Source organism: Treponema primitia, from assembly GCF_046533075.1.
GTDB lineage: Bacteria > Spirochaetota > Spirochaetia > Treponematales > Breznakiellaceae > Termitinema > Termitinema primitia_B.
On sequence record NZ_JAJQRB010000076.1, the window covers coordinates 1 to 15,318 of the forward strand.

15 protein-coding genes and 1 tRNA gene are annotated in these 15,318 nt (G+C 52.3%); 7 read left to right on the forward strand and 9 right to left on the reverse strand.

From position 1 onward, the window contains the following. Positions 1–236 precede the first annotated feature (236 nt). From LQZ19_RS15820 to LQZ19_RS15830, 3 genes are read right to left on the reverse strand one after another with little or no spacing between them, the layout of a single operon-like run. Positions 237–3,053 (reverse strand): hypothetical protein, encoded by a 2,817-nt coding sequence (locus tag LQZ19_RS15820; RefSeq protein ID WP_411048654.1) that lies wholly within the window; start codon positions 3,051–3,053, stop codon positions 237–239. A 48-nt stretch (positions 3,054–3,101) separates the two neighbouring features. After that, on the reverse strand, positions 3,102–3,428 hold the full coding sequence (locus LQZ19_RS15825) for a branched-chain amino acid transporter permease (RefSeq protein WP_411048655.1): 327 nt from the start codon (positions 3,426–3,428) through the stop codon (positions 3,102–3,104). Further along, on the reverse strand, positions 3,421–4,155 hold the full coding sequence (locus LQZ19_RS15830) for an AzlC family ABC transporter permease (protein WP_411048656.1): 735 nt from the start codon (positions 4,153–4,155) through the stop codon (positions 3,421–3,423). The genes LQZ19_RS15825 and LQZ19_RS15830 overlap by 8 nt, the downstream gene beginning before the upstream one ends. A gap of 40 nt (positions 4,156–4,195) precedes the next feature. Here LQZ19_RS15830 and amrA point away from each other — a divergent pair, with 40 nt between their 5' ends. Both amrA and LQZ19_RS15840 read left to right on the forward strand, forming a co-directional pair. Next, complete coding sequence (gene amrA / locus LQZ19_RS15835) at positions 4,196–4,774, forward strand: AmmeMemoRadiSam system protein A (protein ID WP_411048657.1); 579 nt, start codon at positions 4,196–4,198, stop codon at positions 4,772–4,774. Positions 4,775–4,776: 2 nt separating this feature from the next. Then, the gene (locus LQZ19_RS15840; RefSeq protein ID WP_411048658.1) at positions 4,777–5,079 is read left to right on the forward strand and encodes a Trp family transcriptional regulator; all 303 of its coding nucleotides are present in this window, start codon (positions 4,777–4,779) and stop codon (positions 5,077–5,079) included. A 6-nt stretch (positions 5,080–5,085) separates the two neighbouring features. Here LQZ19_RS15840 and LQZ19_RS15845 read toward each other — a convergent pair whose 3' ends face one another. Genes LQZ19_RS15845 through LQZ19_RS15860 form a run of 4 tightly spaced genes read right to left on the reverse strand, consistent with a single transcriptional unit; the run spans position 5,086 to position 8,673 of the window. Next, a complete protein-coding gene (locus LQZ19_RS15845; RefSeq protein WP_411048659.1) occupies positions 5,086–5,763 on the reverse strand; it encodes an HAD family hydrolase in 678 nt (225 codons plus the stop codon). A gap of 45 nt (positions 5,764–5,808) precedes the next feature. After that, positions 5,809–6,726, reverse strand: coding sequence for a class I SAM-dependent methyltransferase (locus tag LQZ19_RS15850; RefSeq protein ID WP_411048661.1), 918 nt, complete (start codon positions 6,724–6,726; stop codon positions 5,809–5,811). Beyond that, positions 6,698–7,573: a hypothetical protein gene (locus tag LQZ19_RS15855; RefSeq protein WP_411048662.1), complete on the reverse strand. Its 876-nt coding sequence runs from the start codon at positions 7,571–7,573 to the stop codon at positions 6,698–6,700. Before LQZ19_RS15855 ends, LQZ19_RS15850 begins: the two co-directional genes overlap by 29 nt. Positions 7,574–7,575: 2 nt before the next feature. After that, positions 7,576–8,673, reverse strand: a complete 1,098-nt coding sequence (locus LQZ19_RS15860) for a WD40 repeat domain-containing protein (RefSeq protein WP_411048663.1) — start codon at positions 8,671–8,673, stop codon at positions 7,576–7,578. 68 nt (positions 8,674–8,741) lie between these two features. Between LQZ19_RS15860 and LQZ19_RS15865 the strand changes: the two genes are divergently transcribed. Next, positions 8,742–10,292 (forward strand): NfeD family protein, encoded by a 1,551-nt coding sequence (locus LQZ19_RS15865; RefSeq protein WP_411048664.1) that lies wholly within the window; start codon positions 8,742–8,744, stop codon positions 10,290–10,292. Positions 10,293–10,931: 639 nt separating this feature from the next. On the opposite strand, the gene LQZ19_RS15870 is transcribed toward LQZ19_RS15865, so the two are convergent. Next, complete coding sequence (locus LQZ19_RS15870; RefSeq protein WP_411048665.1) at positions 10,932–11,957, reverse strand: DUF362 domain-containing protein; 1,026 nt, start codon at positions 11,955–11,957, stop codon at positions 10,932–10,934. Positions 11,958–12,014: 57 nt separating this feature from the next. Next, a complete protein-coding gene (locus LQZ19_RS15875; protein WP_411048666.1) occupies positions 12,015–12,383 on the reverse strand; it encodes a DUF4491 family protein in 369 nt (122 codons plus the stop codon). A gap of 36 nt (positions 12,384–12,419) precedes the next feature. Here LQZ19_RS15875 and LQZ19_RS15880 point away from each other — a divergent pair. The 4 genes from LQZ19_RS15880 (at position 12,420) to LQZ19_RS15895 (ending at position 15,110) form a co-directional block, all read left to right on the forward strand. Further along, positions 12,420–12,490 (forward strand) — tRNA-Gln (locus tag LQZ19_RS15880). Positions 12,491–13,208: 718 nt separating this feature from the next. Next, entirely contained in the window at positions 13,209–13,745 is a 537-nt protein-coding gene (locus tag LQZ19_RS15885; protein ID WP_411048667.1) for a tyrosine-type recombinase/integrase, read from the forward strand. A 10-nt stretch (positions 13,746–13,755) separates the two neighbouring features. Beyond that, the gene (locus LQZ19_RS15890; protein WP_411048668.1) at positions 13,756–13,989 is read left to right on the forward strand and encodes a hypothetical protein; all 234 of its coding nucleotides are present in this window, start codon (positions 13,756–13,758) and stop codon (positions 13,987–13,989) included. Positions 13,990–14,846: 857 nt separating this feature from the next. Beyond that, the gene (locus tag LQZ19_RS15895; RefSeq protein ID WP_411048669.1) at positions 14,847–15,110 is read left to right on the forward strand and encodes a helix-turn-helix domain-containing protein; all 264 of its coding nucleotides are present in this window, start codon (positions 14,847–14,849) and stop codon (positions 15,108–15,110) included. The last annotated feature ends 208 nt before the right edge of the window (positions 15,111–15,318 follow it).

Below are 15,318 nucleotides of genomic sequence, written 5' to 3' on the forward strand. Positions count from 1 at the left end.
GTAGTAAGTATTTTTTTATGACATTTTAACTGGTCAAGACAGTCGATAAACAGGCTACCGGACATAATTCCACCCTTTATATTATAGAATATAAGGATAATATAGCACAATTTTTTCTGTGTCACGATATTTTATACTGTTTTCTTCATAGTTCTCCTTTTTTCAATTTCCCCGGCTCGTTATGGGCTAAACTTGACCCACAACAAGGGGTGTGCCAGATGCTATTCCAGGCGCCCCTAACCTTTATACATTTCCCACTTCTTTCCGAAAAGACTTTTCTTCAGCCCATAAGAATAATATCCTGCTTTTTTCCCGTTGCGGTTGTAGACATCGGCGAAACCGGTGGGAAAACTTGAATCGGTCAACCGTACCCCCGCCTCAATGGTGACACTCATTCTTGAGGCAGTACCTGCAAACGCTCCCTCGTTGATAACGGTAACGCTTGCGGGAATATGCACCTGCTTAACACCATTATCGCTAAATGTAAACACCCCTGATCCGATTTCTGTGACGGGAATGCCTCTGATTTCATTGGGGACATCCACTTCCACTTGTCCTTCCCCACCGGTGTAGCCGGTGAGGGTAACACCTTCGCTGTTCTTTTGAGACGGGAAAAGCGCATCCAGCCGTTTCAATTCTTCCTCCTGCCACTGCCGTTCCACTTCATCAAGTTCCCAGAGCCTCATTTCACCATGCTCATTAGAACTCTTACCGCCAGAGCCTGTGAGCGCGAAGCGCCCGTCGGGGCTGAACGCCACAGAATACACATCGGCGTCCACGGAAAACGTGTGGATTGCCCTGCCCATGCCCATGCGTGTACTTACATCCCATAGTGTCATTTCGCTGCCGGAGCCTGAGAGTACGAAGCGCCCATCGGGACTGAACACCGCAGAACGCGCAATACCGGTATATCCGGAAAACGTATGGGTTTTATAGCAATATTTTACATCGCTTACATCCCACATCTGTATTTCATCCCCTGTGGATAAAAGCACAAAACGCCCATCAAGACTGAACACCACAGAGTACACATCAGGGGTTTTCCGGTTGCCTTCGGAACACGACTTGCTATGGATTAGCTCACCCGTATTTATATCCCACAGAGACATTTCGAGATAATAGGACCCGTTGCTGGCTTTAAATTCTGTGATTGCGAGAGCGAAGCGCCCGTCGGGACTGAACGCCACCTTTTTTACCTCAGTTTGTTCAGCGCCCTTATAAAAAGACAGAGAGCCTTGAGTAGATTTAAGCAAAAACGTGCGGATTTCCTTGCCCGTGCTTACATCCCACAAGTGTACGGTAGTATTTTCCTTATTACTGGAGAGTACAAAGTTCCCATCGGAATTGATCGCCGTATATCTCAAATTGATTTGCTTGGGGAATGTACGGATTTCATTACCTGTGTTTACATCCCACAGCTTCATTGCGTCCACAGTCGATGAAAGCACAAAACGCCCATCGGGACTGAACACCGCACTGTTTGAGAATTTCGGAAGCTCACGAATTTGCCTTCCCGTACTCAGATCCCACTGTCGTACGGTAGACGCAGAGCAGGAAAGCGCGAAGCTCCCTTCGGAACTGAACACCATGGAGTGCACTCTTTCGCCATGTACCGCCCCCTCTCTCGGGATAACCCTTCCGTTTTGCCGCCGCCAGGTGAGTATTTTTTCAAGCGCTTTCTTTATAGCCAGAAACGGTGTTGTATCCAAATACGGCTCTTGCGCTACGAGCAGCACAGACAATGCGGCTATCTGCTGCTCAATCTCCGAAGGAAGCGGGACCGAGAGCGCCTCAAGGGTTTTTTTGAGATTGTCAATCACATATAGTTCTGCAAGCGCCGCGGATGTAGCCATAAAGGGCGCTAAATTCTCAATAACATCGCGTATGTCAAAATACGGCGACTGCTCTGTGGGCGCCGGCAGCGCGGCTATCCACCCCGCAATTGCCGAAGGAAGCGGCCCGGAGTTCGCTTCAAGGTTTTTTTTGCCCTGGTCAAGCGCGTCAAAAGCCTTCCGCAGCGCGGCATAGGTTTCCGCTTTCATGGACGCAATAAGCTTGTCGATGCCGTCATACACCGGTACAAAGTCCGGATCGGAAAGCGGCTTTAGCGCATAGATCCGGTCGGCGATAATGAGCGTCCGCAGCTTGTCCAGGGCGGCGCCGTTGTCGCCCAGCAGTATGTCACAGCGGGCGGCGTTATACAGGGATTCAAGCATCCCGTTTGAATACTCAAAGGACTGGGTATAGGCCGTCCTTGCGTTTGTTAAAAGCGCCGGATCTTCCGCAGTCTTGGCGCTTACCGCTGCGTCCCTTGCCTTGGTCTGCCGTGCCAGAGCCAGAAAAAACAGAATCTCCGCTGCGGTGAGCCGCGCTTCCCCATGTCCGGCAGCATCCGGTTTGATATATTTCGCAGCGCTCTCAAGGGCAGCAATTGATTTGTCGAGATCCATCACGCAGGAAAACTCCCCCGCGCCAAAGAGATAAACTTTGCCCAGCAGGAACCACGATAGGTAATCGGTCTTGTAAATATCCAGCGCTTTCCGGAGGTCTTCAACCGCTTCCTCAAAGAAACCTTTGTTGTAATTCGTAGCGGCGCGGCGGTAGAGTTCCCTTGATTGCATTAAAACGGGGTTGCTCAGCTTTTCATCAATCGCGTCCAGCCTGTCGCAGATGGCCGCGCCGACCCTGGTAAACGTATCGTTAAGCTGCGCCATTCCCTGGTTAAAGTCCGCACGTATACTTCCCAATCCGCTCTCTATCGAATAGAGGCGGGCATTCGTCTCTGCGCCCTGCTGCAAAAGTCCGCTAAATCCCTGTTCCAACACTGCTGTGTTCGCCGTGATGTGCCGCGCAATGGCCGCGCCTTGCTCGTTTATTGCGCCGCTTATCTGTCTGGTAGCGATGGCGGTCGCCGCCACGTTAGCCGCCGCGCCCCGCTCTACCGATCCTACAATGTCTTTGGTCATTGCGGCATGAGACAGGTAATTACGGTAGCTTTCTCCGCTTGTCCCCAGGTAATAGGTTCCAACTCTCGAAATTGATAAATCCGCCATACTCTAATCTCCTTTCCCATACGATAATATATAGTAGGCTATTTAGGGTCAAGTGAATATTCTGCTCAGGACCATATACACCGCGGTTCCGCCAATAATACTGATCAGGGCATTCCGCTTCCAGAGATGCACCAGGGCGGTGAAGGCGGAAGCTATCAGCACCGGGATGCTTATGTGGATGTTGTCTTTGATGAGCCCGCTTATGGCGTTGAAGGCCAGCACGGTCATGGCCACCGGGGGAGCGGTTTTTTCCACCAGGGACAGGAAGGCCTCCGATGTTTTTTTCTGGAAGAACAGGAAAGGAAACGCCCGGCAGAAAAAAATTACCGCCCCCATGACGAAGGTCATGACAAGGGCTTGGGTGACGCTAACCATTACCGGCCTCCGTACCATTCCCGTTTTTTACAGAGCTCTTCCCCGTCAGCAGTTGTACGGCAACCAGGGCAATCACCATGGCCGAAAGCAGGGAGAGCCGGGAAGGCAGAAACACTACGCCCAGGATCGCCGCCAGGGCGGAAATGATAAAGGGCTTGGGGCGCTTTACCCGGAGTATCTGTTCGATCATGAGAACGATAAACAGGGCGGTTAGGGCAAAGCTGATCCCCTCCATGCTGAAGGGGATGAGGGTTCCCAGCAAAGCGCCGATCACCGTGCCAATGGTCCAGTATACATGGTTCAGGAGCGCAACCAGGAACATAAAGCGGCTTTTATTTTCATGACACTGGTCATCCCCCTCGGGCAGGGAAGAGAGGAGGGCGAAGGTTTCATCCGTAAGGGCAAAGATGAGATAGTATTTATAAGGGCCGGCGGCATTGAACCGTTTGAACATGGTGAGGCCGTAGGCTATGTGCCGGGCGTTGACCACCAACTGTACCAGTGCTGCCTCAAGAAGGCCCGCGCCGGCGGCAAAGAGGCCCACGGCGATATACTGGCCGGCTCCGGCGTACATCACCACGCTCATGATCAGGCTGAGCCACCAGGGATAACCGGCGTCTGCCAGGAGGAGCCCGGCGGCTATTCCGATAGTGAAGTAACCCAAGAGGACCGGAAAGGAGTATTTGACGGCGTTGATGAATAATCCCTTGTTGTTTTGCACATTCATGGTTGTTCTCAAATTTGTGTATCCATGATACACTGTATGTATGGATTTTACCATAAATTCCGAAGAACGGAAGGCCCTTTTGGCGGATGCCCGGGAAACTATTGCCGCCAAACTGGAAAACCGGCGACCCGACTATCCTCGGAATCCGGAATTGCAGCGGGCAATCGAAAGCGGGAATTCGGCGCTGCTCCGGCCCTGCGGGGCCTTTGTGACCCTCCGTAAGGCGGGAAATCTTCGGGGTTGTATAGGCAGGATGGCATCCCCGGACCCCTTGGAAAAAACCGTCCGTACCATGGCTTGCGAAGCGGCCTTTGGAGACCCCCGGTTCCCGCCCCTCGCCGGGGACGAATGGCCCGCCTGTGGTATCGAAATCTCCGCCCTCTCCCCCATGGAGGTCTGCGCCGATCCCCGGCTGGTGGTGGTGGGTGTCCACGGGCTTCATCTCAGCCTGAGGGGCCGGGCCGGGGTACTGCTCCCCCAGGTGCCGGTGGAGCAGGGATGGAATCTGGATGAATATCTGGATTACATTTGTGTTAAAGCGGGCCTTCCGCCCGGTTCCTGCGAGAACCCGGAAGCGAAGCTGCAAACCTTTACTGCGATAGTGTTTGGGGAGCATTAAATATGAATATAGACGATCCCAGGGTTGGAGAAAATCTTGGAGAATTATCACGGACCCTTGCTAATACCGGGGAGCCGGAACTTATCGAATCCTTTCTTCGCTGCCTCCTGACCCCTGCGGAAACGGCGGATATTGCCGCCCGGTGGGCCCTGGTCAAAGCCCTGGACGCAGGGCTTCCCCAGCGGGAGATTGCGAAAAACCTGGGGCTTTCGCTTTGCAAGATAACCAGGGGTTCCAGGGAATTAAAAAAGGACAATTCTGCATTCCGGCGTATCCTGGAAACGGCAAAGAAAGGCTCGGTATAGATTTGCTTAGTACCGCAGGGCCAGGAGTTCCCACAGTTCCGCCGGATTATCTATGATCCGGTCGGCGCCGGCGGCCTCCAGGACGGCCCTGCCGCGGAAGCCCCAGCTTACCCCCAGGAAGCTGCATTCTGCGGCCCGGGCTGTGGTCACATCCACCTCCGAATCGCCTACGAACAGGGTTTCCCGGGGACTTGCATCCAGTTCCGTAATAAGTTCCCAGGTAGTGGCAGGGTCCGGTTTTCGCGGAAGGTTCGGCCGCTCTCCCATGACCAGATCAAAAGCATAGGGGGGGAAGAGCTTCCCGATTACCAATTGAGTTATGGAATCCGCCTTGTTGGACAGGACGGCGGTCTTAGTTACGAACCTTCGGTCCGATTTTCCCCGCAGCTCCGCCACCAAGTCCGGTATTCCCGGATAGGGCCTTGAAAGATCCGCCGGGTGATCCCTGTAATAGGTTACGGCGCTGCGGTATACGGTATCCACGGTCTTTTCATCCCGGGCGGAGGATGGTAGGGCTTGGGTGGCCAGGTTTTTCAGGCCGTTTCCGACAATTTTAGCATAACTTTCCCGGGTGAGGCTGGGGAACCCCCCCTCTTCCAGGGCATGGTTCATGGACGCAGCAATATCGCCGATGGTATCCACCAGGGTGCCATCCAGATCAAATATAATGCATTTAAATCTCATATCTTCTATTATACTGTACTACGTTGAATATGAAAAGCGATTATGTTATTCGCAGCGGGCTGTCCTTGCCCGGATCAGCATCACGTCTCCGGCTGTAAAAAATTTCGCTGCCCTGTCGGCTATGCGCTTTAAGGGCGCCGGAGCAATCCCCGCTGCAAGGCCCCCCCAGGTACGTACCCGTTCTATCGTAAACCCATGCTTCGTTAAAAGCCGGGACAGGGTCTTTATCGAAAATAGGTAGAGGTGATCAAAAATCGCCGACCGCCAACGGCTCCGGAAGAGCCTGGCCTGGAAACCAGAGATGTTCGGGGTGGTGACGATAAAATACCCCCCCGGAGTAAGTATCCGGTAAACTTCCCGGATAAAGGAAGAAGGATCGTTCAGGTGTTCGATTAAATGGGATGCCAGGACCATATCGAAACCCGCATCGGGGAACCGGTTTTCCTCCAGGGGAAGGCTCCGTACATCAAGGGAGCGGTTTTTACGGGCATATTCGGCGGCGGGAGAAATCTCCACCCCGGTTACAGCCCAGCTGCGATCCCGCAGTTTTTCTAACAAAGCTCCGGTGGCGCAGCCTATGTCCAATGCCCGGAGCTTGGCGGCGGACCGGGTATGCAGATCCATTTCAAGCTCCTCTAACCCGGCGTCTTCCAAGGCCAGTTCCTGGAGATGCAAGAATGCCGATTCGTTTTTTATTTCGTAGGACAGGTACTCTGTACCGGAACCTTCCCGGTAACGCCGAGTCACTTCGGCCTGTTCAGGCTGGGGGTTCATTTGTACTAAACCACAGTGCCTGCAGCGGACATACGAAAAGCCTTCGCTGCTTGCAACGGAGTTTTCCGAGCAGGAAAGGTGCGGACTAAATTCAGCGCCCCCGCAGAGGGCGCAGGGGATGGTCCGGGTACTTTCTTTTCCCACCGGGGTAGACCAGGTTTTAATCAACCTGGAGCCGGTAGATTTCATTTCGGGGGTTTTGAACACTATCAAGGGCAATTATTTCCAGGGTGACCTGACCCCGGGTAAAAGCGATATCACCGATTTCAAAGGCGGGGTAGGGAGCGTAGACTTGCTGCACCGGGGCCAGACTGTTTCGATAGGCCATGGCAATTCCATCCCGGACGGAGAAGGTTTCAAGGTTAAGATAGCTCAGCTCAACGCCGTTTAAGGAGCAGACAATACGGAAGGGAGCCAGTTGCCTGTCTCCGTTTCCTTCCCGGGTATCCGAAACTTCCACAGAAACGGTATACCGGCCCTGGCTGATGGTGTTTCTGGCCGGGCTTGGACTGAGGGTAATACCTTTGTTATTCCCGTTACTCAGGGTAACGGACAGGATATTCGGGGATTTCGTATCCGGCAATGGGGTGATGATCATAGAGGGGTTAACCCAGCGCCGTTCCCGCCGGTCAAAGAGGGAAAAAAGAAACCCCCCATCATCGGACCAGCCGGACTTTCCCGAAGAGGCAATGACCGTATCCTTTTCCACCAGAGAAAGGGTTTCCGGCAATGACTTTTCGTCAAAACGGCTGTATATACTCACCAGTCCGTCGCCGTGATCCAGGGCAACCCAGGCGCCCAGGGGCGAGGGAAGCTGGGAGGCGGTATTTTCGGGATCACTATAGAAGAGGATCTCCCCGGCGTCGGCGGCGCGGATGGGACCTTCAACCTCAAAACACACCCCCAGAACAGGTTTGCCATGGTCATTCCATCCGAAATTACGGCTCATCAGCCCTTCCTGGGTAGGCCATTCCATTCCGTGGAGACCGGACAGGCCAAAAAACGCCGCAAGCAAAAACAGGTACTTGTTTTTCATATTTACCTCTCTTCCAATTCAAAGGAAGCCAGGGTCATGCCCCCGCCAACGTAGAGTTCCGAACCCCGCCGGCTTAAAAAGGCGGTTTCACTTTTAAAGGAGGCCTGCATGACGATGATACCCGGCAGCCGTATGGCGACCAGATTTTTCGATGCGCTTCCCAAAGCGCTGATTACAAAGATCAGGCCATTATTGCCCGTATCATCCAGGGCTGTAATGGTTCCATTAAGGGGCGTTTTAATACTCCGCCGGGTCTCAATCTCGTAAAGCCCAAGCCCGCCCTGACGTTCAAAGACGATCCATTTGTCGTTTTCAACAAAGGCCATATGGACCGCATGTCTGAATCCATCTTCCAGAAATTCGTGGTAAACAATCCGGTAGGAATTCCCAAAGCGTTCCAGAAGCAGGAAGCGCTGATCGTCGTAGCCCGAAATAATGGCCAAGCGGAAACCATCCTGGGAGATACGGCAGCCCAGGATCACCGCAAGCCGGGAACCGCCGGGGTTAAGGGTATAGATCCGTTGTCCGGAAGCGTTCAGCAATTCCACGGTCCCGTCCAGGGAACCGATGAGGATTAGATCCGCACCGGCATCGATGCAGGTAAGGGGAGCCGCAAAATCGTAGGTCCAGCGTATCTCCCCGCTTTCGTCCACCAGGGAAAGGGAAGTCTGATCTTCCCCGATAAGAAAAATCTTCCCATCCAGGAATAGGGGATAGCCTCTGCCTTTTTCGATAACCGTGAGGGATTCTCCCTGGGGATTGCGGATATTTATGGTATCGGGAACCGCTTTAAATTCCGCCCAACGATCTTCCGAAAAGGATACGCCGCTTGTACCGGCCCCCATGATAGGCTGATTAATGGTAAATCGCCCCCGGGTATCCACATAGCCGAAACGGTTTCCCAATTTAAAGGGGACAAGATAATCCAGGGACGGGCTGTTTTCTGAGAGCATATTTGTGGAATAGTCCGACTCCAGGGAACTGAGCCAGCGGGGAACCAGGATGGTCTCCACGGGAATCGGCTGGGCGGCAACAAAAACATAGGCGACAAAAATGAAAAAAACCAGGATGATCCAATATTTCCTTTTTTCTTTTGCCACCGGAACCTCTCCGAAACCACGTTTTGATTAGGGTACCATAAAATTTTAAAAATGTGTATACTTATTTAATGGTTGATTTAATTAAACAGCGATATATTCAGCTCCTTGCTCTGTGTCTATGCGGATTCTTCGCCGTTTCCGGGCTTTTTTCCCAGGATAATGTATCCGGTCAAGCGGACACCGCGCCGGCAGCCGCCGGAGACGCCTGGATTATCACCATCCGGGGGGATATCGATCCTTCCATGGTTACCTTTGTCCGCCGGGAAACGCGGCGGGCCATGAGGGAGGGGGTGAACTTCCTCATTTTTGAGATTGATACCTTTGGAGGCCGGGTGGATTCGGCCCTGCAGATCGCTTCCTTCATAATGTCCATACAGGGAACCGATGATTCCCCGATCCGCCCCGTGGCCTGGGTAAACAACAATTCGGAGTCCATGGGGATAAGCTGGTCCGCAGGGGCCCTGATTGCCTTTTCCTGTACGGAGATTTACATGGCCGCGGGAACCTCCGTGGGAGCCGTAGCGCCGGTAACCGTGGTGTCCGGGGATACCCAGGGCGCCGGAGAAAAGGTTGTGGCGGCGGTACGGTCCCAGATGGCGGCCCTGGCGGAACGGAACGGTTACCCCGTGGGTATAGCCCTGGCCATGGTGGACTACGATGTGGAACTCTGGGAAGTCGTAGTTGACGGCCGTACAGAAGCGTTGACCCTGACGGAACTGCAGCGGCATGAGCGGGATGGTGTAAAAGTAGAGCGGGTTGCTATGATTTCAGCGCCGGGAAAACTCCTTTCCCTCACCAGCGGAGACGCCTACCGTTACGGCCTCTCTGCAGGAATCGTGGATACCCAGGAAGCCCTGCTGGAAAGGCTGGGCGCCGCGGCGGTGACCGCAGAAAGCCTTCCCGGCTTTACGGATACGGCGCTCTCTATTTTAACCTCCGCCCCGGTCCAGGCCATACTTATCATCCTGGGCCTGGTGATGATCTTTCTGGAAATCAACAGCCCCGGTTTCGGCATATTCGGTCTGGTGGCAATTCTCGCCTTTGCGGGAGTTTTCGGCTCCGGCTTCGTCCTGGGCCGGGTCGGTTCCCTGGAGCTGATCCTTTTTCTGGCGGGCGTCGGGCTTTTGGCGGCGGAGATCTTCCTTATCCCCGGCTTTGGCGTGGTGGGCATTTCGGGGATCGTCATCATCGGTCTGTCACTGATACTTTCTATGCAGGATTTTATGATCCCACGCAACGATTTTGAGTGGATCCTTCTGGGCCGTAATGCCCTGGTGGTGTGTGCGGGAATCCTCGCCGCCATTACGGCAATCGCCCTGATCGCCCTCATGGGTCCCAAGATAAAGATCTTCGACCGCCTTACCCTGCATAGCCGGATCACCGGTACTGCGGGTGGTCCAGATCCGGTTTCCGCCGGTAGTTCCGGCATAGGGGATGACTACGCGGGGTTGGTAGGGAAAACCGGTATAGCTGTTACAACGCTGCGTCCTTCGGGGAAAGCGGAGATTGATGGGCGGACTTGTATGGTGGAAACCGAAGGGGTCTTTATTGAAAGCGGAACGGGGGTTACGGTTGTGCGGGTGTTGGGGAACCGGGTTGTGGTAGGGTCGGTGCGGTAGGGGGAACGGGGTTATACATACCTTGTGTAAAACGCCGGTGGGGGCGGGGAAGCCCCACTGCGGGATGCCTGTAGAGTCTGCTTCCGCAGCCCCGCTGCGCGGGTCTACTACAGCAGGGAATTCCAGAATATCCCGCAGCGTGGCTTCCCCGCCCCCACCGGCGCCTGTGCTAAGGGGTTTAACTCCGTTCACCCTAACTTCGCTGTACGAGATGGTTACGCAGAAGAGCTACGCTCCGGGTGCCTTAACAGCGCTGTACGAAATGACTGCGCGGGGGAGGGCTACACTTCGTTCGCCCTAACTTCGCTGTACGAGATGACTACGCAGAAGAGCTGCGCTCCGGTTGCCCTAACAGCGCTGTACGAAATGGCTACGCGGGGGAGGGCTACACTTCGTTTGCCCTAACTTCGCTGTACGAGATGACTACGCGCAGAAGAGCTACACTCCATTAAGCGAAACAGAGGCCCCTATGGACCCCCTAAACGGCTCGGGAACGCACTTACACTAACGTTATCGGGGGTGACAGTGGAAAAAGTATCAGGGGGACCCTTTGGGGGTTCCTGATACTTTTTCCAGCTGGCAGGACCCCATACACAGTTTTAGTGCGTTCCCGGTAACCTAACTGGGGTCCATAGGGGGTTACCTGTCGATCCGGACCAGTTCGTATTTTTGGCTGCCAAGCCCGAGGGTTTCTGCGTGGTCGAGGGTGTGCATGCCGTTTCTGGATTCGATACGCTGACGTAGGGATGAGCTTCGTTTGGTATCTGAGGCGTAAACCTGGTCAACACAGGCTTTGTCCAACGCAACGGGATCAAGGGAAGCTAGGATGCCAATATCGTCCATTTCGGGTGGGGCAGGATTACTGCTGCAATCGCAGTCAACGGATAGATGGTTCATCACGCTGATATACATGATATTATCTCCCAGGCTGTTCATAACAGCGCCGGCAGCTTCCGCCATGGATTCAAGAAATGAATCCTGGTTGCGGTTTCCCCAGGCATTGGTTTTGCTCGTACCCCCGCTGTGGATCCAGGCTTTCCCCATGGTAGAAGCGATACCTATGGAAATATTTTTAATGGCGCCGCCAAATCCGCCCATGGGATGGCCCTTAAAGTGGGAGAGCACCAGGACAGAATCGTAATTGGTAAAATGGGAACCGACAAAATCTTCGGTGATATTTTTCCCCCGTGCAAAGGGCAGACTGGTGGAACCGTCCTCATCCAAAATATCCACCGGGGCTATGGCGGTAAAGCCGTGCTCCTGGACTACCACCCTGTGCAAGGCCGTGCTTGCGCGCCGTCCGCCATAGGCGGTATTGCTTTCAACAATGGTACCATTCACCGAATGAACCAGATCTTTAATAAGCTCCGGGGCAAGGAAATGATGCCCCCCGGGTTCGCCGGTACTGATTTTTACCGCCACTTTGCCGCTTACCCTGCGTCCCAGGGCTTCATACATTGCCGCCAGCCCTGCCGGGCTTATATCGGTGGTCATGTAAACCTTGGGGGTACCGACTGCTCCGGTTGTTACAAGGGGCTGGGTTTTAGTAGATTCAGTATGAACAGCCAATTGGGCGCTTCCGATCCGGCTTGAACAGGCGGTTAAACCGCAAAAACAAACCGCCGCAAGGAGGAGATATCCTTTAAGTGACCTTTTTGTATCCATAATTAACCTCTTACCATATTTTATCAGACAAATCGTCTTTCCGCCACTGTAACAATTTTACACGCCTCTGGGTTTTTTAGGGAACCACCCCCGGGCGACCCTTTTCCGTTGTTCAAATAATTCCTTAATACTCCAGAAACTGCAAAAAGCAATAATCCCCAATATTGAACTGAGGATACTATTTTTTATGAGCAATGATGCAATGGAAAGCGCTATTCCAAACAACAGAAAAGCCGGCCATGACTTTACCCCAAAATGGTATTCGGCATGAATAATAAGTGGGTGGAATAATCCAATTAGTATAAATGCGGCGCCGCCAATTATTAACCCATAGAACGACATTTCATCTCCTATCTCCCGGTGGAAGAAGATTCGTATAAAAAGGTGTAATCGTCTAGTCCCTTGTACGTTATTCGATATTGACATTTTCGGTTTTTGGTGTTATTCCTATTAAAGTATCATTCCCCGGTTGTGTAATGGTAGCACGGTAGACTCTGGATCTGCTCGTGGGGGTTCGAATCCTCCCTGGGGAAAAGTATTTAAATCCAAACTAAATTGAGGATTCGAACCCGGAGCACCCGCCGACCAACGGGAGGAAAAGCCGCCAGGATGGCGGCGTAAGGGTGCGGAGGCGCCTGTAGGGAGGCAACAGGATGTTGCCGACCGGAAGGTCGAATCCTCCCTGGGGAAAAGTATTTAAATCCAAACTAAATTGAGGATTCGAACCCGGAGCACCCGCCGACCAACGGGAGGAAAAGGGCGCAGGATGCGCCCGGCAGGACACGGAGGCGCCTGTAGGGAGGCAACAGGATGTTGCCGACCGTAAGGTCGAATCCTCCCTGGGGAAAATAAGTAACTCCTTATAAAATAAGGAGTTACATTGAGAACCACCGGAACGCCCGGCGCTCTTGTCATTCAATCAATGAGAAAAACCGTAGAAAATGTATTCTACCAAGTTTTTCGAGGAGGTTAGACAATGCGCCGGTATTATCTACACACAAGGAACGGCATTTTTTACGCGGAGATTGTAGCCCCGGAGGGATACAATCTCACCGCCCGCGCAGTACAGGGACCAGGAACCGTGACGAGGCTTTATTAAAAGTCGCCGAGTGGTTAAAGAACGGAATCCCCACCGGAAAGGACCGAAAGCATTGCGGCATTGCTTTAAGTCGGGTTCAGAAATATTGGATACCGGTATTTAAAAACCGAACCTTGGGAAGTATTACCCGGCAGGACCTTAAAATTTTTTCAATGTCCCTGGTTGATATCGGCTTGGCGGTATCAACGATTAACGGAATTGTTGTTATTGGGACCACGGCCTTAAACTGGGCATACCATGAGGGGATGATCCCCGCAGATCCTACTGTGGGGATTACACGATTCAGCGGGAAAGCGGAAAAACGGGGGGTTCTTACATCGGAAGAAGCGGAGATCGTTTTTTCCGTCCCCTGGAAAGACCCTCGGGCCTATGCCGCTAATTTGTTGGCATGTACTACCGGACTTAGGGCCGGGGAAATACAGGCATTAAAACGGGAGGACATAGGGGAAAAAGTTTTGAATGTCAGACATTCATGGTCGGTCATGGACGGGATGAAAACCCCCAAGAACGGCGAGGAACGTAAGGCGCCCTTATTGCCGGCGGTTCGGGAAAAATTGTTAGATCTTGTCAGGAAGAACCCCCACGGGGAAACGGGTTTTATATTCTACGGTCTCCATCCTGAGAAGCCCATGGACAGTAATATTTTTCTTGAGGGGTTGAAAGAAGCTTGTACCACCTTGGTATTATGATTTTATACGAATGGCGGAATATTTAAGCCAAGTAGAAATTAAAATAAAAGCTATGAAAGAAGCGCTTGAGAAATTTCAAAATTTTGCCAAGGGAAGTTCCGGAACCACAAATACATTAAACGTTCATGGTAATTTCATAGAAAACGCTACTGGGGATACACACAACTACAGCGGACCGGTTACCCAGAAAGGAGATATTATTACGAACCCGGAACCGGGAAGATTGCCTAGATTGCTCACATAAGGGACCGGGAAATCCTAGAAAATAAATGGCTTGAGAACCATCCGGCCATCACCCAGGAAGAACGAGAAAAATTAAGGCTATTAGGACAGACCGGGAGGGCTAATTTTTCCCACAAGGACGATTCTAAACCCCCATTTCCGCCGGGATGCCAGCATATCCCCGATGAAAAAGGTAGAGAGCCCCTAGCGGGGGAAGCGGGGCCGCCACCAATAGGGAAAACATAAGCCCTGGAGGGCTCTATTTACTGGATGGAATAAAAAAACGCTCGATGCGACCAGAGAGCCTTTGTCCAACCCTGGTGCTACACAAACCAGCCTTACGTTTTCGCGGACCGATTTGGGAGCGGGCGTATCTAAAATATCAGACGAACTTGCCAACAAAGTCAAGACCAATCCCCAAATAAGCGCAATCTTGTCCTTGTTTATTTAAGGCTGCGCCCATGGGCACGGGAACCGGCTGCGGATACAGCCAAGGGGGGGCGCTCCCCGGAAGAGAGTAGGGAAGCATCAGCCCCGGACTCCATTTCTTTTTTGGTTTGTGTTTTTGAATAAAGTTTTTTCCGGGGCCGCCGCCTTTATTGAGTTACTTAATAACCAATATCCTCCAAGAAATAATTTATTATTGTGTATCTTTGACGAATACGGTCATTATGGAGGGGGACCACTACCCGGCGCTACGGCAATGGTCCGGGGCTGAGACCGAAATCCCACATCACATATAATTGATTTCTGAAAATATAATAAAAATATAACAATCTTATAACCTACGGTATTGGATAATAAAGAAACCCATAGAGTATTTTTAAATCATAAGGATCCCTAACCAGAGGGAAAATATATATGGGAGGACAAATAAAGATGATACAGACCACAGAGCGCCCGCCAGTACAACCCCTGCTTTACAACATCAAGGACACGGCAAAGATTTTAAATTGTGCGGAAATTACCTTACGGCGGCAGGTTGCCAAGAAGAATATTCCCCATCATAAGATCGGAGACCGGATTCTATTCACCAAACGTGACATAGAGGATTATTTGACTTTTATAAAATGCAGATCAGTATGGGAACAGGATGCGGAGACCATCCGGAACGAGGCGACAGCCGGAGGCGCCACATGTTAAAAGGAACGCCCACAAAGCCCGGCGGCGTTCCTCAGGATGAAAACAGCGCCACTATACAAATACACAGATCCCTTAAATTGGGTATGCCCCATAATGTATTTGTCGCAATGTTGAATAGCTTAGATGACGAAATACAATCTGTTAACAATAACGATATAGCCCAAATACTAACAACGCTTTCTATTCGGTATCCAGTATATACTCCGGC

Excerpts from the sequence above, each read along its gene's own strand:
- LQZ19_RS15850 (WP_411048661.1), bottom strand. The coding sequence starts at position 6,726 with ATGAAATCTACCGGCTCCAGGTTGATTAAAACCTGGTCTACCCCGGTG.
- LQZ19_RS15895 (WP_411048669.1), top strand. The coding sequence starts at position 14,847 with ATGATACAGACCACAGAGCGCCCGCCAGTACAACCCCTGCTTTACAAC.
- LQZ19_RS15890 (WP_411048668.1), top strand. The coding sequence starts at position 13,756 with ATGGCGGAATATTTAAGCCAAGTAGAAATTAAAATAAAAGCTATGAAA.
- LQZ19_RS15830 (WP_411048656.1), bottom strand. The coding sequence starts at position 4,155 with ATGAATGTGCAAAACAACAAGGGATTATTCATCAACGCCGTCAAATAC.
- LQZ19_RS15855 (WP_411048662.1), bottom strand. The coding sequence starts at position 7,573 with ATGAAAAACAAGTACCTGTTTTTGCTTGCGGCGTTTTTTGGCCTGTCC.
- LQZ19_RS15845 (WP_411048659.1), bottom strand. The coding sequence starts at position 5,763 with ATGAGATTTAAATGCATTATATTTGATCTGGATGGCACCCTGGTGGAT.
- LQZ19_RS15820 (WP_411048654.1), bottom strand. The coding sequence starts at position 3,053 with ATGGCGGATTTATCAATTTCGAGAGTTGGAACCTATTACCTGGGGACA.
- LQZ19_RS15875 (WP_411048666.1), bottom strand. The coding sequence starts at position 12,383 with ATGTCAATATCGAATAACGTACAAGGGACTAGACGATTACACCTTTTT.
- LQZ19_RS15885 (WP_411048667.1), top strand. The coding sequence starts at position 13,209 with ATGTCCCTGGTTGATATCGGCTTGGCGGTATCAACGATTAACGGAATT.
- LQZ19_RS15865 (WP_411048664.1), top strand. The coding sequence starts at position 8,742 with ATGGTTGATTTAATTAAACAGCGATATATTCAGCTCCTTGCTCTGTGT.
- LQZ19_RS15840 (WP_411048658.1), top strand. The coding sequence starts at position 4,777 with ATGAATATAGACGATCCCAGGGTTGGAGAAAATCTTGGAGAATTATCA.
- LQZ19_RS15825 (WP_411048655.1), bottom strand. The coding sequence starts at position 3,428 with ATGGTTAGCGTCACCCAAGCCCTTGTCATGACCTTCGTCATGGGGGCG.
- amrA (WP_411048657.1), top strand. The coding sequence starts at position 4,196 with ATGGATTTTACCATAAATTCCGAAGAACGGAAGGCCCTTTTGGCGGAT.
- LQZ19_RS15870 (WP_411048665.1), bottom strand. The coding sequence starts at position 11,957 with ATGGATACAAAAAGGTCACTTAAAGGATATCTCCTCCTTGCGGCGGTT.